Source organism: Methylobacterium sp. Leaf112 (assembly GCF_001423295.1).
Classification (GTDB): domain Bacteria; phylum Pseudomonadota; class Alphaproteobacteria; order Rhizobiales; family Beijerinckiaceae; genus Methylobacterium.
This window is the reverse complement of sequence record NZ_LMNG01000003.1, coordinates 102,474-118,953: the sequence shown is the minus strand read 5'-3', so window position 1 is coordinate 118,953 and position 16,480 is coordinate 102,474. Positions and strand designations below refer to the sequence as shown.

Here is a 16,480-nt window from a genome sequence, read left to right as displayed (position 1 = left end):
CGCGCGGCCGCCGGGTGCGACGTCCCGGTCGATGGGCCGAGGCCCCGTCAGACGGTCCAGGTGTCGATGATCACCGCGTTGTCGCGCTTGTGCAGGAGCATGCAGTCGAGGACGTCGAGGGGGTTGATCATGCGGATGCCCTCGATGAAGGCCGCCTCGCCGTGGCCGTAGAGCGCCTGGGTCGAGAACCGGCAGGCGTAGACCTTGCCGCCCTCGGCCATGAATTTCTCAAGCTGGTTGTTGAAGTTGAGGTGGCCCGGGAAGGCCTCGTCGCCGAGCCGGGGGAAGCCGCGCTGGACACCGAGGGTGATGCCGGGACCGTAGAGCAGGATCGAGGTCTCGAAGCCCTTGCGCTGCAGGCGGGTGGCCTGGAGCAGGTTCACAAGGCCGATGGAGCCCTCGAAAGCGACGGTGTGGAAGGTGACCAGCGCCTTCTGGCCGGGCTCGGCCTTCACGTCCTCGAAGACCTTCTCCTCGTAGTCGACCAGGAAGTCGCCCTTCTTATGGGGTTCGCGATTCACTGCGGGCATGGATCTCACTCCGTGATGGGTTGGACCGCGTCGGCCGAAGCCTCGGGTGGTCACATCCCCTCATGGCAAGCGACGTGCCAACGAAGGCCGATCAACAAAACCATCAATAGCCCCAAGTTGAATGCATACAATCTTGCATTCAATCATCATCGCGCCTTGGTCCCGAGGACCTGTTCTCCACTGACAATCAGATCGGCATATGCACACCAGAGCATCACGCGATGCCCAGTCTGACTGCATTGATTGATGGTATTGTATGTATTGGTTCTGAAGGCCGTTTGGGTCTCCCATACGGTATGGGGCTTGCTACCCATACAATCAGGTATTGATCGCATCTTGATGGTGTGCCTGGAGAACGGATGACCTCAGCAGCGCGAGACGGGCGACCGACGCCTTCGGATGTCATGAGCGGGACGTGGACGCCCGACCTGAAGCGTTGGGGGAAGCCCCACTACCTCGCCATCGCCGAGGCCTTGGCGGACGACATCCGGACCGGACGCCTGACGGTCGGCACGCGGCTCCCGACCCAGCGTGCCCTGGCCGAGGCCCTCGACCTGAACTTCACGACCGTCTCGCGCGGCTATGTCGAGGCTCACAAGCGCGGCCTGATCGAAGGGCGCGTCGGCCAGGGCACCTTCGTGATCGATCCCGTGCGCCCGGGCCGGACCACGCCTACGAAGGACGGCTCACGGATCGGGCCGGTCGACTTCACGATGAACCTACCTCCCGAGCCCGACGCGCCGGCTTTGCAGGCGCGGATGCAGGCCTCGTTCGCCGAGTTGTCCGGCGACCTCTCCAACCTGCTACGCTACCAGGGTTTCGGCGGAACGGACGAAGATAAGGAGGCGGCCCTGCGTTGGCTGAAGGGCCGGGGCATCGTCACGCCGCGGGAGCGGTTGCTGATCTGCCCCGGCGCCCACAGCGCCCTGTTCAGCGTGCTGGGCCAGATAGCCCGCCCGGGTGACGCCATCTGCGCGGAACGCATCACCTATCCGGGCATCCGGTCGCTGGCGGCGCATCTGGGCCTGCGCCTCGTCGACCTGCCCATGGACCGGCACGGTGTCGACCCCGACGGGTTCGCGGCCGTCTGCACCAAGGTCGCGCCGAAGGCGATCTACCTGAACCCGCTGCTGCAGAACCCGACCACCACGACCCTGTCCCGGACGCGACGCGAGGCCATCATCGCGGTCGCCCGCCGCTACGCCGTCACCATCATCGAGGATGATGCCTACGCGCGCATCTGCCCGGCGCCGCCCCCGAGCTTCGCGGAACTCGCCCCCGAGATCACCTACTACGTGGCCGGCCTCTCCAAGTGCCTTGGCGCGGGCCTGCGCCTCGCCTTCCTGGTCGCCCCGAGCGCCCGCTCCGCCCTTCCGCTCGCCGGCGCCCTGCGGGCCGCCACCGTCATGGCCTCGCCGATCTCGACAGCGCTGGCGACGCGCTGGATCGTAGACGGGACGGCGGATGCCATCGTGCAGTTCGTGCGCGAGGAATCGGCAGCGCGCCAGCGCATCGCGACCGTGTTGCTTCCCAGTGGGACCTACACCGCGGACCCGCACGGCTTCCACGTCTGGATCACCTTGCCGGAGGGCTGGACCCGCTCGGCCTTCGCGAGCCAGGGGCGTTCCGCCGGACTCGGCGTCGTCGCCAGTGACCCGTTCTGCGTCGCCGGCACGCCACCCGAGGCGGTGCGCCTCTGCCTCGGTGGCCCCTCCACCCGGCAGCAGATCACCCAGGGCCTGGAAGTGCTCGCCCACGCACTGGAAGGTTCGCCGGCGCTTGCGTCGTCTTATATCTGAACGGCTACGCCGGACGGCCGCCTGGGCCCCATCCGCCCCTCGCACGCCGCCACGTCGTCGGACCTTACCTCCGCACTCCAATCCCCCAGCAGGTCGGTCGGTTCACGCCACGAATGCGAGGTATCCGCTGATGGTCATGACGGACAGGATGGTCGAGGTCAGGACGACGTTCGAGGTGATGGCTGCCTCCCTGCCGTAGAACTCGGCCAGCATGAACGGGCCCGTTCCGGTCGGAAGCGCGGCGAGCAGGACGGCGGCGTGCGTCAGCATCGGCGAGAGCCCGAACACGACCGTTGCCAGGATCCAGGTCACGGCCGGCTGAAGGATCAGCTTGAACCCCACCAGGAGCGCGGCCGAACCTGGGTCCCGATCCGTCGCTGCCCGTTCCGCTGCCAGGAAAAGACCGAGCGCCACGAGCGCGCAGGGCGAGGCGGCCCCACCAAGCAGCTTCAGGAAGGTCTCCGCAGGGGCGGGGACGTCCAATCCGGCGAGCGGAATGAAAGCGCCCAGGACCGGTGCGACGAGCAACGGATTGCGTATCAACGAGCAGCCAACCTTCACGACGAGATCCCTGCGCCGATTCTCGGTCTGCAACCCGATCTCGATCAGCACGATGGCGACGGCGAACAGGATGCAGACCGTGATGATCGTGGCGACGAGCGTCGGGGCGAGAGCCTCCTGGCCCAGTGCCACGAACGCCAGCGGGAACCCGATGAAGCCTGTATTGGCGTAGCCCGCGTTCAAGCCGTCGATGGCGGCATCGGCCAGATGCCTCGGGCGTTGCAAGCGGACGACGAGCGTGAGGCAGAACACGAGGGCGGCGCCGAGACCGAAGGCAGCGACGAAGCCCGGCTGCCAGACATCGATCCATCGCGCATGCGCGACGATGTCGAACAGCAGCGCCGGAAGCGCGAGGTAGACCACGAACCGGTTGAGTTCCGTCGTCGCGTGAGGGCCTAACACGCCGATCCGACGGGCGAGCCATCCGGCGAAAATAAGCGCGAAGATCGGCAGGACGACGGTGAGCGTGGACAGCATGACAGAGGGTGCCCCGAGGTGATGGGGCAGGCCTATCCTCCAAGCTTCATATCATCCAATGCTGATTGACGCCTTCATTCATACCCTTTCGGTATCATGATCGACATCCTACAGATGCGCTACTTCGTGGCGCTGGCCGAGACGCTTCACTTCGGCCGGGCGGCCGAGCGGCTGCATATCAGCCAGCCTCCCCTGAGCCGGCAGATCGCCAACCTGGAGAAGGAGCTCGGCGTGCGCCTGCTTGAGCGTCACACGCGGCAGGCGGCATTGACCTACGCGGGTCGGCGGTTCCTGGAGGATTCGCGCGCCGTCCTCGCCTCGTTCGACCAAGCCTGCCGTAATGCGCGGCTCGCCGACGGGGGCGATCTCGGCGAGCTGTCCATCGGTTTCATGATGCACGCCGCCCACACGGTCCTGCCGGGGCTCACGCGGCGGTTCATGGCCAGCCACCCCCAGGTCCAGGTCGAGTTGCGGGAGGTCGTTCCCAACGCACTGGCCGATGCGGTGCTGACCGGGCGGTTCGACGCCGCCATCATGTTCAATCCCGGACCCGTGCGAGGACTGGACGCACACGCGATCTTCCGTGAGCCGCTGTGCCTCGCGGTGCATGCCCGCCATCCCCTCGCCGGACGGGAAGGCATCCAGGCCCACGACCTCGTCGACGAACGCCTGATCGCGGCGCCGGCCGATGTCGCGCCGACATTGCGCGAGGCGGTCGTCGGGTTCTGCCGCTTGGGCGGCTTCGAACCGACCGTCCGCCTTGAGGCGCAACTCCAACAGACCATCGTGAGCCTCGTGGCGGAAGGCCTCGGCATAGCCCTCGTACCGCAATCGCTGCGCAAGATGGGGGTTGCCGACGTGGTCTTCCGCGACCTGCAGGAGGCCCCGACCATCGAGCACGTCGTTGTATGGAGGCCGGGGAACCTCAACCCAGCGCTCCGGCCTTTCCTCTCGGAAGCAGGCATCGTCCCTCGGCAAAAATGACGATTTCCTACGAAGCCTTGCCGTAGGGCGGACGGACGGGTCCTTCCTCGAATATGCATCGGCGGCGTCAGGGCCGCGGTTGTCGCCGAATTCAATTCAACCGCCGCCGAGTTGGATCTTTGAGTTCATGGGCCTTCCGGGGCGCATCCACCTCGATGAAGCCCGGCCAATTCGGCCCCTTACGATATCGATCATAGTCGACCTCGCGCATGTGCCGAATGAAACCCGTTCGCGCCTCAGCCTTCAAAGGCTTCACTCGTTGGCGCGCTATGTAACAAGCATCCGATAGGGGGAAGTTTCTTCCTCGTTGCCTAGATCCTCGTGAGGCTATCTTCTACTTTGACCTGGATTTTAACTATAATAATTTATCGACTTATCCCGTTGATGCCTGCATAATTCAGATACGAGACCTGATGCTCTTAGGTCGATGGAAGAACTCTCTGTTCGGCCTACCCTTCCCTTTGTCTGAAAATCTTGTGCCATCGCCACACTTCGCCTTCGATGCCGTTGGATTCCGGCACGGCGGCCGGCCAATCCTCGATGGGATCTCGCTGCGGATCGCCCCCGGTGAGCGTATCGGCATTGTCGGGCGGTCCGGCGTCGGCAAGTCAACCCTTCTGCAGATCGCCGCCGGCCTGGTTCCTCCGACGTCCGGTGCTCTGACGATTGACGGTCTGCCCGTGAAGGGACCCGTTCCCGGGGCCACGATGATGTTCCAGCGGCCCGCCCTGCTGCCCTGGGCGAGCGTCCTCGACAACGTACTCCTGCCGGCCCGCCTGTCCGGCCGACCCCTGGGAAGCCCCGAGGGCGACCGCGCGGACGCACTGCGCATCCTCGGCGAAGTCGGCTTGGCGGACAGGGTCGATGCCAAGCCACATGAGCTCTCGGGCGGACAGCAGCAGCGCGTGGCTCTAGCGCGGGCGCTCGCGAGCCGGCCGCGCCTCCTTCTCCTCGACGAACCGTTCTCGGCCCTCGATCCCGAAATGCGGGCAGCCCTTCGCGCGGACGTGAAGCGCCTTGCGAGCGAGCGTGGGCTGACACTCGTGATCGTGACCCACGATCCGGCCGACGTCGCCGGTCTGGCCGAACGTGCCCTCGTTCTCGCAGGGACCCCCGCCGGCATCGTCGCGGATTTCCCCGTCCGGTCCGAGGTCGACCTGAGGTCGCGGCTCGGCGCACCCCCTCTCCCCGTCGACCGCGAAGCGGCGTGAACCGGACCCCCGTGATGACAGCGCCCGACGACCTCTCCGCCCTGTGGACGCATGAATGGGCGCGCGCGGACTGGACCCGCCGCGACACCCTCGACGGCCTCGCGCGCGGCGGCCTCGCCGCCCTGCTGGGTGGTGCCGGCCTCGGCCTGTCAAGCCGGGCCGTGCACGCGGCCGACGACGATGTGGTGCGTATCGGCTACCTTCCGATCACCGATGCCGCCGCCCTCCTGGTCGCCCATGCCAAGGGCTATTTCGAGGAGGCCGGCCTCAAGGTGGCCGAGCCGACCCCCGTGCGGTCCTGGTCGGCCCTGGTCGAGGGCTTCGCGGCCGGCAAGTTCAACCTCGCCCACCTCCTAAAGCCCATCCCGGTCTGGATGCGCTACAACAACAAGTTCCCGGTCAAGGTTCTGGCCTGGGCCCACACCAACGGCTCCGGCATCGTCGTCGGGGGCAGGAGCGGCATCACCGACTTTAAGGGCCTTGCCGGCAAGCGGGTCGCGGTTCCGTACTGGTATTCCATGCACAACGTGGTGCTGCAATACGCACTGCGTGAATCCGGGGTCACGCCGGTGATCCGGGGCGATGCGGGCCCGGGCGAATGCGCCCTCCAGATCCTCCCGCCACCCGAGATGCCGGCGGCGCTGGCGGCCGGCAAGGTCGACGGCTACATCGTGGCCGAGCCGTTCAATGCGCTCGGCGAGATCAAGGCCGGCGCCCGGATGCTGCGCTTCACCGGGGACATCTGGAAGAACCACCCCTGCTGCGTAGTCGTTGCCCATGACCGGACCACTGTGGAGCGGCCCGAATGGACGGGCAAGGCCATCGACGCCATCGTGCGCGCGCAGGCCTATGCCTCCGCCAACAAGGAGGCCGTGGCCCGGCTCATCTCGAAGGAGGGGCGTGGTTACCTGCCGATGGCCGCCGACGTGGTGGTCAAGGCGATGACCGATTACGGGCCCTCCTACGAGGCGAGCGGTGCCATCCGCCACGCGGACTGGTCGGCGAGCCGCATCGACTTCCAACCCTGGCCCTATCCCTCCGCGACCCGCCTGATTGTCGAAGCCATGGGCCGGACCGTGGTGGAGGGCGACGCCACCTTCCTGAACGGGCTCGATCCGGATTTCGTCGCTCGCGACCTCGTCGACGACCGCTTCGTGGCCGCATCCCTCAAGCGCTTCCCCGATGCGTTCCCCGGGTCCGGCCCCGACCGCACCGAGACGCTGTCGCTATGACCGCGGGCCTCCTGAAGACCGCTTCATCGGACATCGGCGGCCCCACGTCATCGCGCGCCTGGCCGGAGGGCCGGTTCCTTGCCGGCCTGCTGAATCGGACAGCGCCGCTCCTCGGTGTCGGCGCCCTCCTGGTGCTGTGGTTCGCGGCCGGCCATCTCCTCGCGAACGATCCGGCCTATACCGCCTTCGCGGGCTTCGCTCCCGGCCCGGCCCTCGCGTCGTTCGCCGATCTTCTCACCTCCGGCGAGGCCTGGCGGGCCGCGCTGCCGAGCCTTGCCCGGATAGGCCAAGGCCTCGCCTACGCCTTCGCGCTCGGGGTGCCGTTCGGATTGCTCATCGGGGCCTCGCCGCTCGCCGAACGCGCCCTGCAGCCTCCCTTCCAGCTCCTGCGCATGGTCTCGCCGCTGGCCTGGATGCCGGTGGCGGTGCTGGCCTTCCCGACCTGGGAGGGCGCCATCGTGTTCCTCATCGCAGCCGCCGCAATTTGGCCGATCCTGTTCTCGACCGCGGCCGGCGTGAAGCGGATCGATCCGATCTGGCTCACCCTCGCGCGAAACCTCGGCGGCAGCCGGATCGCCACCCTGCGCCGGATCGTGGTTCCGGCCGTGCTGCAGGACATCCTCACCGGCCTGCGCCTGGCGCTCGGCGTCGCCTGGATCGTCCTCGTGCCGGCCGAGTATCTCGGGGTCACCAGCGGCCTCGGCTACGCGATCAACGATGCGCGCGACACCCTCTCGTACGACCGCCTGGCCGCCCTCGTCCTGCTGATCGGACTGATCGGCTACGCCCTCGACAGCGGCCTCGGACGGCTCGCCGCCCGTGCCCGCTGGATTCCCGCGACCTGAAAGGAACGCCCATGTCGTCCGCCTCCGTGAAAGAGATCGTCCAGACCTTCGAGACCATCGACCGGGATGCCCTAGCCGCCTTGTCGGAGAAGGGCCGCGCCGATCCGACGGCCGTTCGCACCGTGCGCGCCCGGACCATCGCCGAGGGTCGGCGCTTCCGCCATCTCAACTACGTGCGCAACCTCGACGCCCACGTGGTGGACGAGCCGCCGGGCCTCCTCGGCGACGACACCGCCCCGAACCCCACCGAGGCGCTGCTCGCAGCCCTCGGCACCTGCGTGGCGGTTGGCCTCCAGGCCAACGCGGTCGCGCGCGGCTGGACCGTGCGCGGCATCGAGATCGAGAGCGAGGGCGATATCAACATCACCTCGGTCTGGGGGACAGGCGACCTGTCGTCGAAGGCCGTTGGCCTCACCGCCGTGCGCCTGACCGCGCACCTCGACATCGAGGGTGCGAGCCAGGCCGAGCTCGACGACCTCGTGGCCCATGCCGGTGATTGGTCGCCGGTGCTCAACACGGTCAGAAATCCCGTCGCCGTCAGCCTCGTCCGCAATCGATGAGCGCGGCCCTTGCTCGTCCCGCGGCGCTGCCCGAAGCCCCCAGGGACGTCGCCGGCGTCGTGCGGGACGAACTCGGGCCCCTCGTAGGTGCGATCGACGGGGGGCTCTATCCGGATGGCGTACTGCGCGGCCTCGGCGCAGCTGGTGCCTATGCCCACCACGCGCCGGGCACGCCCGAGGGACTGATCGCGGCCGTGGAAGCGATGGCGTTGGTGGGGTCCGCCTGCCTGTCGACGGCCTTCTGCGTCTGGTGCCAGGACGCCCTCGTCTGGTACCTCGCCCACGGCGACGCACCTGCCCGCGACCGCCATCTGTCCGGCATCGCCAGCGGCGTACGCCTCGGCGGCACCGGGCTGTCCAATCCGATGAAGGCGTTCGCCGGCATCGAGCCCCTCGCCCTCACGGGTCGGCGGGTGCCGGGCGGCTACCGGGTGCGCGGGCGCTTGCCCTGGGTCTCCAATCTCGGCCCCGGTCACCCCTTCGCCAGCATCTTCGCCCTCGACGACGGCCGCCGAGTCATGGCCGTGTTCGCGGCAGGCCAGGAAGGGGTCGACATCGCGGCCAATGCCCGCTTCGTGGCGCTTGAGGGCACCGGGACCTACACGGTGATGGTCCGCGACGCCTTCGTGCCTGACGACGACGTGATCGCCCCCGACGCCGCGGCCTTCGTCCCCCGCATCCGCAACGGCTTCGTGCTGCTCCAGGCCGGCATGGGACTGGGGCTCGCCCGTGGCGTCGCCGCGCTGATGCGCGCGGATGCCCGAGGCAGCCGCGACGGCGCGGCGCTCCCCCTCGGGGCCGAGGGGATCGACGCGCGGGCGGCCGACCTGTGGACGCGGCTGGTGCACGCGGTCGAACGCCATGCCGATCCGGCGGCGGGCGCCTTCCGCGAGACCCTGCGCCTGCGCCTCGACATTTCCTGGCTCGCCCTGGACGCGGCGCAAGCCACCATGCTCCAGTTCGGCGCGCGCGGCTATCTTGAAGGCTCAGAACCCTTCCGACGGCTGCGCGAGGCGCAGTTCGTGGCCATCGTCACGCCCTCGGTGAAGCACATCACACGGGAACTCGCGAGCGGGTGACGACCGCCTGTCAGCGCGAGGGACGGGACAGGTGCGGCCGGACGAGCACGCGCTCGGCCGAGTCGGCTCTTCCGGCTTGAAGTGACGGATGGCGGGTTTTTGGGGCGGGAACGTACGGCCGATTTCGGTCGCACCGGAGACACGGAAGTAGTCTAGGCCCGCCGGCGCCGACCAGGACGCCAAAATCGTCCTTCCTCGGTGCGTCAGGTCGCCTTGAGCCAGGTCCGCAGGGCCCAGGCCACGATTCCGAGTGCCAGGACGCTGCCGGCCCAAAGGGAGGCGAACCACAGGAGCCGACGCCACAACGGAACTTGGACGTGGTGAGCGGATGCGTCTTCCATCAGTGGTATCCCACGGCGTCGACCTTCCCTCGGAAGACCCAGTACGAATAGGCGGTGTAGATCAGGATGATCGGTATCAGGACCGATGCGCCCACGAGCAGGAAGACCTGGCTCGAATGCGGTGCCGCGGCGTCCCAGATCGTGATCCGCCCCGGCACGACGTCAGGGAAGATGCTGATCCCCAACCCGACAAAGGACAGCAGGAACAGGCCGAGCGCCAGCAGGAACGGGGTTCTGTCCGCATCACTGCGCAGCGAACGGAAGAATAGGAACGAGGCCACCGCGACCAGGAGCGGCACCTGGGCGGTGAGGAGCACGTTCGGCATCGCGAACCAGCGCTCCCAATACCTGCCTTCCAGGAAGGGCGTCGCCGCGCTGACGGCGGCGATGACCGTGACCGTTGCCGCACCGAGCCACAGCGAGAAGGTGCGCGCCCGGTCCTGCAGGCTCCCTTCCGTCCGCATGACCAGCCAGGTGGCGCCGAGCAGGGCGTAGCCGAAGACGATGCCGACACCGACGAGCAGGCTGAACGGCGACAGCCAATCCCACCAGCCGCCGGCGTACGCACGGCCCTCGACCTTGATGCCCTGCAAAAGCGCACCGAGGGTCATGCCCTGGGCGAACGCCGCGACGACCGAGCCCCCGGTGAAGGCGACGTCCCAGAGGGCCCGGTGGCGCGGGTCGCGCCAGCGGAACTCGAAGGCGACGCCACGGAAGATCAGGCCGAGCAGCATGGCGATGATCGGGGCGTACAGAGCCGGCATGATCACCGCGTAGGCCAGCGGGAACACCGCGAACAGGCCTCCGCCGCCCAGCACCAGCCACGTCTCGTTGCCGTCCCAGACCGGCGCGATGGAGTTCATCGCCGTATCGCGCTCGGGGCCCGGCCGGAGGGCCGGGAACAGGATGCCGATGCCGAGGTCGAAGCCGTCCATCACGATATAGGCGAAGACCGCAAAGGCGATAATGAGGGCCCAGACCACCGTCAGGTCGATATTGTCGAGCATGTCGGTTTTCCTACTCGGCCGGCTGCATGTGTCTGTCGGGGTCGACGGAGGACGCGGGCGTAATGCCGGCGGTCCGGATCGGAGCCCCGGGCTCGATCCCGTGCTCCCCGAGGTGCGGCGACTTCGCCATCAGGTGCAGGATGTAGAGGATGCCCATGCCGAAAACGGCGAAGTAGATCACCACGAAGGCGACGAGCGACGTCGCGACCGCCGGCGCGGACAGCGGCGAGGCCGACTCCGCCGTGCGCAGGAGCCCGTAGACGGTGAAGGGCTGGCGTCCGACCTCGGTGGTGATCCAGCCCGCCACAACGGCGACGAAGCCGGCTGGGCCCATGGCGAGGGCGAAGCGGTGGAGGGCCACCCACTCGTAGAGCTTGCCCCTGTAGCGTGCGACGAGGCTTGCCACGCCGAGCAGGAGCATCAGCATGCCGAGGCTGACCATCACCCGAAAGGACCAGAACACAACGGGGACCGGCGGCCAGTTCTGGCGCGGCACGGTGTCCAGACCTTTCAGGGGCTCGTTGAGGCCGTGCTTCAGGATAAGGGATGACAGCTTCGGGACCGACAGCGCGTAGCGGACCACGCCGGCTTCCTGGTCGGGCAGGCCGAACAGGATGAGGGGGGCTCCGTCCGGATGGCTCTCGAAGTGGCCCTCCATGGCCATGACCTTGGCGGGCTGGTGCTCCAGCGTGTTCAGGCCGTGGGCGTCGCCGGCCAGGATCTGGAGGGGCGCAACGATGGCCAGCATCCACATCGCCATGGAAAACATCGTCCTCGCGCCCTGGTTCGACCGGTCGCGAAGCAGGTGCCAAGCACCGACCGCGCCGACCACGAGGGCGGTGGTCAGGTAGGCGGCCAGGACCATGTGGACGAGGCGATACGGGAAGGACGGGTTGAAGACGATGGCCCACCAGTCGTCCGGCACGAATTGTCCGGCGGCGTTGACCGCATAACCCTGGGGCGTCTGCATCCAGGAGTTCACGGAAAGGATCCAGAACGCCGAGAAGAACGTTCCGATTGCCACCATCAGGGTCGCGAGGAAGTGCAGCCGCGGGCCGACCTTCGTCATGCCGAACAGCATGACCCCGAGGAAGCCGGCCTCCAGGAAGAAGGCCGAGAGCACCTCGTAGGCCATCAGGGGGCCGAGCACGGGCCCCGTCTTGTCGGCGTAGACCGACCAGTTCGTGCCGAACTGGTAGGACATCACCAAGCCGGAGACCACGCCCATGGCGAAGGCGATGGCGAAGATCTTGATCCAGTACCGGAACAGGTCGATGAACACCTGGCGGCCGGTGGCCAGCCAAAGACCCTCCAGCACCGCCAGGTAGCTGGCCAAGCCGATGGAGAAGGCCGGGAACACGATGTGGAACGCCACCGTGAACCCGAATTGCCATCTCGCGAGCAGCAGGGCGTCAACGTTCGCCAGCATGTCGGTCACCTGTTCGTATCTCAATGGGGTGGAGGGCAGGCGCCGTCAGGCAGCCAGCGGGACATCGCCCCAGCCCAGGCGTGAGCGAACCTCGACAAGCGCTCCCACGAGGGCTCGCATGTGCCCCTCGGTATGGAGCGGCGTCGGGGTGATGCGCAGGCGCTCGCCGCCGCGCGGGACGGTCGGATAGTTGATCGGCTGCACGTAGATTCCGTGGCGCTCCAGCAACTCCTCGCTGATCCGCCGGCAGAGGTGGGCGTCTCCGACCATCACCGGCAGGATGTGGCTCTGGCTCGGCAGGACCGGCAGGCCGGCCTTGCGCAGCATCGCCATCAGGATCGCCGCGTTCCGCTGTTGCGCCGCCCGCTCCGCCTGGCTGTGCTTGAGGTGCCGCACCGCCGCCCGGGCGCCGGCGGCAAGGTGCGGGCACAGCGAGGTCGTGAAGATGAAGCCCGCCGCGTGGCTGCGGATGACGTCGACGACCGTGGACGGCCCGGCGACGTAGCCGCCCATGACGCCGAAGGCCTTGCCGAGCGTCGCCTCGATCAGGGTGACGCGATGGGCGACGCCCTCGCGCTCGGCGATACCCGCGCCATGCGGGCCGTACATCCCGACCGCATGCACCTCGTCGAGGTAGGTCAGCGCCCCATGACGCTCAGCGACGTCGCAGATCTCGGCGATGGGCGCCACGTCGCCATCCATGCTGTAGACGCTCTCGAAGGCAACGATCTTCGGTCGGGCGGGATCGTACCGGGATAGCAGCGCGTCGAGCGCGCCGACGTCATTATGCGGGAAGATCACCTTCTCGGTCCCCGCGCGACGGATGCCCTCGATCATCGAGTTGTTGTTGCCGGCGTCGGACAGGATCACGCTGCCGGGCAGCACCTGTCCAAGGACGCTCAGCGCGGCGAGGTTCGAGACGTAGCCCGAGGTGAACAGGAGGGCGGCCTCCTTACCGTGTAGTTCGGCCAGATCCCGCTCCAGAAGCACATGCTCGTGGGCCGTGCCGGAGATGTTGCGGGTGCCGCCCGCACCGGCGCCGTAGCGGTCGAGGGCCGTGTGCATGGCGCCGAGGACCTCGGGGCTGTGTCCCATCCCGAGGTAGTCGTTGCTGCACCAGACCGTGACAGGGCGGCGACTGCCGTCGGGGTGCCTCCAGACGGCTGTCGGAAACGTACCGACGTTCCGCTCAAGCTCGATGAACGTCCGGTAGCGGCCGTCCTCGCGCAGCTTCATGAGGGAGGCATCGAACAGGTCGGAATAGGGGAGCATCGTCCCGGTCCTCGTCACGTCATGTCAGGTTACGGCAGGCCTAGGGACGGGTCATGCCGCCGGCGCGCGTCCGTCCGGGCCGCGCGGAAAAGCAGCGGCATCAGTCCCTGGGCACGGGATGACCACCAGGCGCCTTCCGAACCTCGAAACGTCCTTCCTCGGCCTTGTTGATGTACTGGCTGGCGATGAAGAGCCCCTTCAGCGGCCGGATTACTGGCACGCAGGCCAGCAGCAGCAGCGGAAGCGTCAAGACCGCATGGATCCAGAGCGGCGGGTCATAGGCGAGCTCCAGCCAGATGCCGAATGCGGTCACCGGAAAGGCCATCGTCATCATGATGAAGAAGGCGGGACCGTCTGCCGGATCGGCGAACCCGTAGTCCAGGCCGCAGGCTTCGCAGTGAGGCTTCAGGGTAATGAAGCCGTCGAACAGACGTCCCTCGCCGCAGCGCGGGCAACGGCACCGCAGGCCCACTGACAGGAGGGATTGATCGGTCGTTCCTTGCATCACTCAACTCCCTGAACCGCTCGTTGTGTCCGGCGGTATGGAGGTACGCCTTGCACGCCAGTAATGTATGGCTTAGGTATCCATACACTCGCGACGGAAGAAGGCTGCTCCGAAGGCGCTTTCCCAGACAGAAGCGCGTCTCGCTTTGCCTGTATGTTGTGTGTATGCATACACTATCGCGAGAACAGGGGTCAACGATGGAATCCTGGAACCCTACAATCACCGGAGACGCAGGCCCCAAGTACCTGGCCATTGTCAAGGCATTGGCTGAGGACATCCGCGCCGGGCGGCTCCCTCCGGGCGTGCGCTTGCCACCGCAACGTACCCTGGCCAAGCACCTCAACGTCGATCTCACTACGGTCACGCGCGCCTTCAACGAGGCCCGCAGGACCGGCTTGATTGATGCCAACACCGGAAGGGGCAGCTTCGTTCGCGGTTCCGCGCCATCGACCGTCGAGATGCGCCAAGCGGACCCGTCCGGGAGCGTCGACTTCAGCATGAACATGCCGCCCCAGCCGGTTGCGGCGCATCTGGCCGAGCGTATGGAAGCAGGTCTCTCGCGCCTGGCCGGCTCGCCGGGCTTCCTCGACCGGATGCAGTATCAGGACAGCGCCGGGAACATGGCGGACCGGGTTGCGGCGGGGCAGTGGCTCGGCCGCCGGCTCGGGCCGCTTCCGACGCAGCGCGTCCTGGTGGGGGGAGGCGCCCAAGTGGTCCTTTCCGCGGTCCTGGCCGCGGTCCTCAAGCCCGGCGACGCCCTCTGCGTCCCGGCCCTGACCTACCCGGGCCTGCGTATGGCCGCGGAGCGACGGGGCGTTCGTCTCGTTCCGGTGGCCTGCGACGCGGAGGGACTCGACCCGGAAGCGTTCCTGGAAAGCTGCAAGACCGAGCGTCCGCGGGCCCTCTACCTCGTGCCGACGCTCGACAATCCGACCACCGCGACGCTGCCGATGGCGCGGCGCGAGCGGATCGCCGAGATTGCGCGTTCGTACCGTGTCGCAATCATCGAGGACGACGCCTACGGCGCGCTCCCGCCCGAGGCTCCGGCGCCCATCGCCGCCCTTGCCGGCGACATCACCTGGCACATCGCGACGCTCTCGAAGTGCGTCAGCCCGGGTCTGCGCATCGCCTATGTCGCGGTACCGGGGACCAATGAGGCGGTACGGCTCGCCGCCGAGCTGCGTGCCATCAACATGATGGCGTCCCCGCTCACGGCCGCCCTCGCCTCGCAGTGGATCGCCAACGGCGACCTGGATGCGATTATCGCCGCCATCCGGCAGGAGAACGGCCTCCGGCAGGCGGTGGCGCGAGAGGTCCTTGAGGGCCTGGACGTCACGGCGCATCCCTGCGGGCATCACCTTTGGCTTCGGCTCCCGGAGCCCTGGAGACGAGGCGAGTTCGGGGCCCATGCACGTCAACTCGGGTTGTCGGTGATCCTGAGCGATGCCTTCGCGGTCGGACCCGCGCCCGAGGCCATCCGTGTTTCCCTGGGTGCCGCCCCCGACGCCGAGACCCTGCGATACGGACTGAGCCTGCTGGCGACGCTCCTGGCGCATCCGCCAGGGGCGATCTCCACGGTCGTCTGACTTGCCTGACGTGGGGGGCGTCTCCACAGACCCGGAATGTCCGGCCGCTCGACCGGGTCGGTTCGCGTGGTTGCCGCGAGCGCGGGTCCCGGCAACCTTCTTCGGTATGGTCCTGGGACTCTGTGGCTTGGGCAATGGGTGGCGCACCGCCGCTCGGCTCGGACTGGCTCCTGGGTGGGTCGGGGAAGCCGTTTCCGTATGTGGCGTGACGGTTTGGGCGACCTGGATGGCGCTCTACGCCGCTCGGTGGCTGAACGACCGGGATGCCGTCCTGACCGAGGCGCGCGACCCGACGTCCTCGTTCTTCGCCTCGTTGGCACCCGTCGCCACCATGATCGCAAGTGTCGGCCTCGCGCCCCATTGGCCGGGCACCGCATGGGTGATGGCCCTGGTGGGCCTCGTCGGAGTGACCCTTTTTGCCGCTTGGGGCGCAGGCACCCTCTGGATGGGCGACCGTCGCTTCGATGCAACGACGCCGATCCTCTACATGCCAACGGTCGGCGGTGGCTTCGTCGCGGCCATCACGTGCGCAACGTTCGGGATGAAGGACCTGGGCCTGCTCTATTTCGGGACCGGTCTCCTGTCCTGGCTGACGCTGGAGTCCGTCGTCCTGAATCGGATGATCCTGAGGACCCTTCCCGTGCCGTTGCGGGCCTCACTCGGGCTGCACCTCGCGCCGCCGGCGGTCGCCTGCGTAGCCTACCTCGCCGTCACCGACGGGCCGCCGGACCGGCTGGCGCAGATCCTGTTCGGGTATGCCCTGTTTCAGGCTCTCGTCATGGTTCGGCTCGTTCCTTGGCTGCGGATGCAGCCGTTCTCGCCGGCAGCCTGGGCCTTACCTTCGGTGTATCGGCCCTTCCGCTTGCCTCGTTGCGCCTGACGGAGCGGGGGCTGGAGGGGCCGAACGGCAGCCTCGCCATCCCGCTGTTCATCGTCGCCAATCTTTTCATTGGCTGGACCGCGATCAGGACCGTCGTTCTACTGCATCAAGGCAAGTTGTTTCCGGACAGTCGATCATGACGGCAATGCTGCAAGCAGATGCCAAGAATGAGATTGCGATCC

16 protein-coding genes are annotated in these 16,480 nt (G+C 67.6%); 9 read left to right on the top strand and 7 right to left on the bottom strand.

Features of this window, described 5'->3' with window-relative positions:
• Window positions 1–47: 47 nt before the first annotated feature.
• Window positions 48–530 carry an MSMEG_0572/Sll0783 family nitrogen starvation response protein gene (locus ASF52_RS03470; protein WP_056167628.1) on the bottom strand — a complete coding sequence of 161 codons (483 nt, stop codon included), beginning with the start codon at window positions 528–530 and terminating at the stop codon, window positions 48–50.
• A gap of 404 nt (window positions 531–934) precedes the next feature.
• On the opposite strand from ASF52_RS03470, the gene ASF52_RS03465 reads away from it, so the two are divergent.
• Window positions 935–2,329, top strand: a complete 1,395-nt coding sequence (locus ASF52_RS03465; RefSeq protein ID WP_156629953.1) for an aminotransferase-like domain-containing protein — start codon at window positions 935–937, stop codon at window positions 2,327–2,329.
• Between the two features lie 102 nt (window positions 2,330–2,431).
• Here the strand turns inward: ASF52_RS03465 and ASF52_RS03460 are convergent, their stop codons facing one another.
• Window positions 2,432–3,367, bottom strand: a complete 936-nt coding sequence (locus ASF52_RS03460; RefSeq protein WP_056167622.1) for an AEC family transporter — start codon at window positions 3,365–3,367, stop codon at window positions 2,432–2,434.
• Window positions 3,368–3,463: 96 nt separating this feature from the next.
• On the opposite strand from ASF52_RS03460, the gene ASF52_RS03455 reads away from it, so the two are divergent.
• From ASF52_RS03455 to ASF52_RS03430, 6 genes are all read left to right on the top strand, one after another.
• Complete coding sequence (locus ASF52_RS03455) at window positions 3,464–4,351, top strand: LysR family transcriptional regulator (RefSeq protein WP_056167620.1); 888 nt, start codon at window positions 3,464–3,466, stop codon at window positions 4,349–4,351.
• A gap of 413 nt (window positions 4,352–4,764) precedes the next feature.
• Window positions 4,765–5,562, top strand: a complete 798-nt coding sequence (locus ASF52_RS03450; protein ID WP_082515172.1) for an ABC transporter ATP-binding protein — start codon at window positions 4,765–4,767, stop codon at window positions 5,560–5,562.
• A gap of 14 nt (window positions 5,563–5,576) precedes the next feature.
• The gene (locus tag ASF52_RS03445; protein ID WP_056167772.1) at window positions 5,577–6,794 is read left to right on the top strand and encodes an ABC transporter substrate-binding protein; all 1,218 of its coding nucleotides are present in this window, start codon (window positions 5,577–5,579) and stop codon (window positions 6,792–6,794) included.
• The gene (locus ASF52_RS03440) at window positions 6,791–7,639 is read left to right on the top strand and encodes an ABC transporter permease (RefSeq protein ID WP_056167613.1); all 849 of its coding nucleotides are present in this window, start codon (window positions 6,791–6,793) and stop codon (window positions 7,637–7,639) included. Before ASF52_RS03445 ends, ASF52_RS03440 begins: the two co-directional genes overlap by 4 nt.
• A gap of 11 nt (window positions 7,640–7,650) precedes the next feature.
• Entirely contained in the window at window positions 7,651–8,199 is a 549-nt protein-coding gene (locus ASF52_RS03435; RefSeq protein WP_056167612.1) for an OsmC family protein, read from the top strand.
• The gene (locus ASF52_RS03430; RefSeq protein ID WP_056167608.1) at window positions 8,196–9,278 is read left to right on the top strand and encodes an acyl-CoA dehydrogenase family protein; all 1,083 of its coding nucleotides are present in this window, start codon (window positions 8,196–8,198) and stop codon (window positions 9,276–9,278) included. Before ASF52_RS03435 ends, ASF52_RS03430 begins: the two co-directional genes overlap by 4 nt.
• 203 nt (window positions 9,279–9,481) lie before the next feature.
• Here ASF52_RS03430 and ASF52_RS03425 read toward each other — a convergent pair whose 3' ends face one another.
• From ASF52_RS03425 to ASF52_RS03405, 5 genes are all read right to left on the bottom strand, one after another.
• Entirely contained in the window at window positions 9,482–9,619 is a 138-nt protein-coding gene (locus ASF52_RS03425) for a DUF2474 domain-containing protein (RefSeq protein WP_056167603.1), read from the bottom strand.
• On the bottom strand, window positions 9,619–10,626 hold the full coding sequence (gene cydB / locus ASF52_RS03420; protein ID WP_056167601.1) for a cytochrome d ubiquinol oxidase subunit II: 1,008 nt from the start codon (window positions 10,624–10,626) through the stop codon (window positions 9,619–9,621). Before cydB ends, ASF52_RS03425 begins: the two co-directional genes overlap by 1 nt.
• Window positions 10,627–10,636: 10 nt before the next feature.
• Entirely contained in the window at window positions 10,637–12,055 is a 1,419-nt protein-coding gene (locus tag ASF52_RS03415) for a cytochrome ubiquinol oxidase subunit I (protein ID WP_056167597.1), read from the bottom strand.
• Window positions 12,056–12,100: 45 nt separating this feature from the next.
• A complete protein-coding gene (gene hemA / locus ASF52_RS03410; protein WP_056167594.1) occupies window positions 12,101–13,327 on the bottom strand; it encodes a 5-aminolevulinate synthase in 1,227 nt (408 codons plus the stop codon).
• 100 nt (window positions 13,328–13,427) lie between these two features.
• Window positions 13,428–13,832 (bottom strand): DUF983 domain-containing protein, encoded by a 405-nt coding sequence (locus tag ASF52_RS03405; RefSeq protein WP_056167591.1) that lies wholly within the window; start codon window positions 13,830–13,832, stop codon window positions 13,428–13,430.
• Window positions 13,833–14,029: 197 nt separating this feature from the next.
• Here ASF52_RS03405 and ASF52_RS03400 point away from each other — a divergent pair, with 197 nt between their 5' ends.
• Both ASF52_RS03400 and ASF52_RS03395 read left to right on the top strand, forming a co-directional pair.
• Window positions 14,030–15,418 (top strand): aminotransferase-like domain-containing protein, encoded by a 1,389-nt coding sequence (locus ASF52_RS03400; RefSeq protein WP_056167588.1) that lies wholly within the window; start codon window positions 14,030–14,032, stop codon window positions 15,416–15,418.
• 106 nt (window positions 15,419–15,524) lie between these two features.
• Window positions 15,525–16,298 carry a dicarboxylate transporter/tellurite-resistance protein TehA gene (locus ASF52_RS03395; RefSeq protein WP_244473685.1) on the top strand — a complete coding sequence of 258 codons (774 nt, stop codon included), beginning with the start codon at window positions 15,525–15,527 and terminating at the stop codon, window positions 16,296–16,298.
• Window positions 16,299–16,480 lie beyond the last annotated feature (182 nt).

Coding starts and splice junctions, on each gene's coding strand:
- ASF52_RS03470 (WP_056167628.1), bottom strand. CDS start 530: ATGCCCGCAGTGAATCGCGAACCCCATAAGAAGGGCGACTTCCTGGTC.
- ASF52_RS03465 (WP_156629953.1), top strand. CDS start 935: ATGAGCGGGACGTGGACGCCCGACCTGAAGCGTTGGGGGAAGCCCCAC.
- ASF52_RS03460 (WP_056167622.1), bottom strand. CDS start 3,367: ATGCTGTCCACGCTCACCGTCGTCCTGCCGATCTTCGCGCTTATTTTC.
- ASF52_RS03455 (WP_056167620.1), top strand. CDS start 3,464: ATGATCGACATCCTACAGATGCGCTACTTCGTGGCGCTGGCCGAGACG.
- ASF52_RS03450 (WP_082515172.1), top strand. CDS start 4,765: ATGCTCTTAGGTCGATGGAAGAACTCTCTGTTCGGCCTACCCTTCCCT.
- ASF52_RS03445 (WP_056167772.1), top strand. CDS start 5,577: ATGACAGCGCCCGACGACCTCTCCGCCCTGTGGACGCATGAATGGGCG.
- ASF52_RS03440 (WP_056167613.1), top strand. CDS start 6,791: ATGACCGCGGGCCTCCTGAAGACCGCTTCATCGGACATCGGCGGCCCC.
- ASF52_RS03435 (WP_056167612.1), top strand. CDS start 7,651: ATGTCGTCCGCCTCCGTGAAAGAGATCGTCCAGACCTTCGAGACCATC.
- ASF52_RS03430 (WP_056167608.1), top strand. CDS start 8,196: ATGAGCGCGGCCCTTGCTCGTCCCGCGGCGCTGCCCGAAGCCCCCAGG.
- ASF52_RS03425 (WP_056167603.1), bottom strand. CDS start 9,619: ATGGAAGACGCATCCGCTCACCACGTCCAAGTTCCGTTGTGGCGTCGG.
- cydB (WP_056167601.1), bottom strand. CDS start 10,626: ATGCTCGACAATATCGACCTGACGGTGGTCTGGGCCCTCATTATCGCC.
- ASF52_RS03415 (WP_056167597.1), bottom strand. CDS start 12,055: ATGCTGGCGAACGTTGACGCCCTGCTGCTCGCGAGATGGCAATTCGGG.
- hemA (WP_056167594.1), bottom strand. CDS start 13,327: ATGCTCCCCTATTCCGACCTGTTCGATGCCTCCCTCATGAAGCTGCGC.
- ASF52_RS03405 (WP_056167591.1), bottom strand. CDS start 13,832: ATGCAAGGAACGACCGATCAATCCCTCCTGTCAGTGGGCCTGCGGTGC.
- ASF52_RS03400 (WP_056167588.1), top strand. CDS start 14,030: ATGGAATCCTGGAACCCTACAATCACCGGAGACGCAGGCCCCAAGTAC.
- ASF52_RS03395 (WP_244473685.1), top strand. CDS start 15,525: ATGGTCCTGGGACTCTGTGGCTTGGGCAATGGGTGGCGCACCGCCGCT.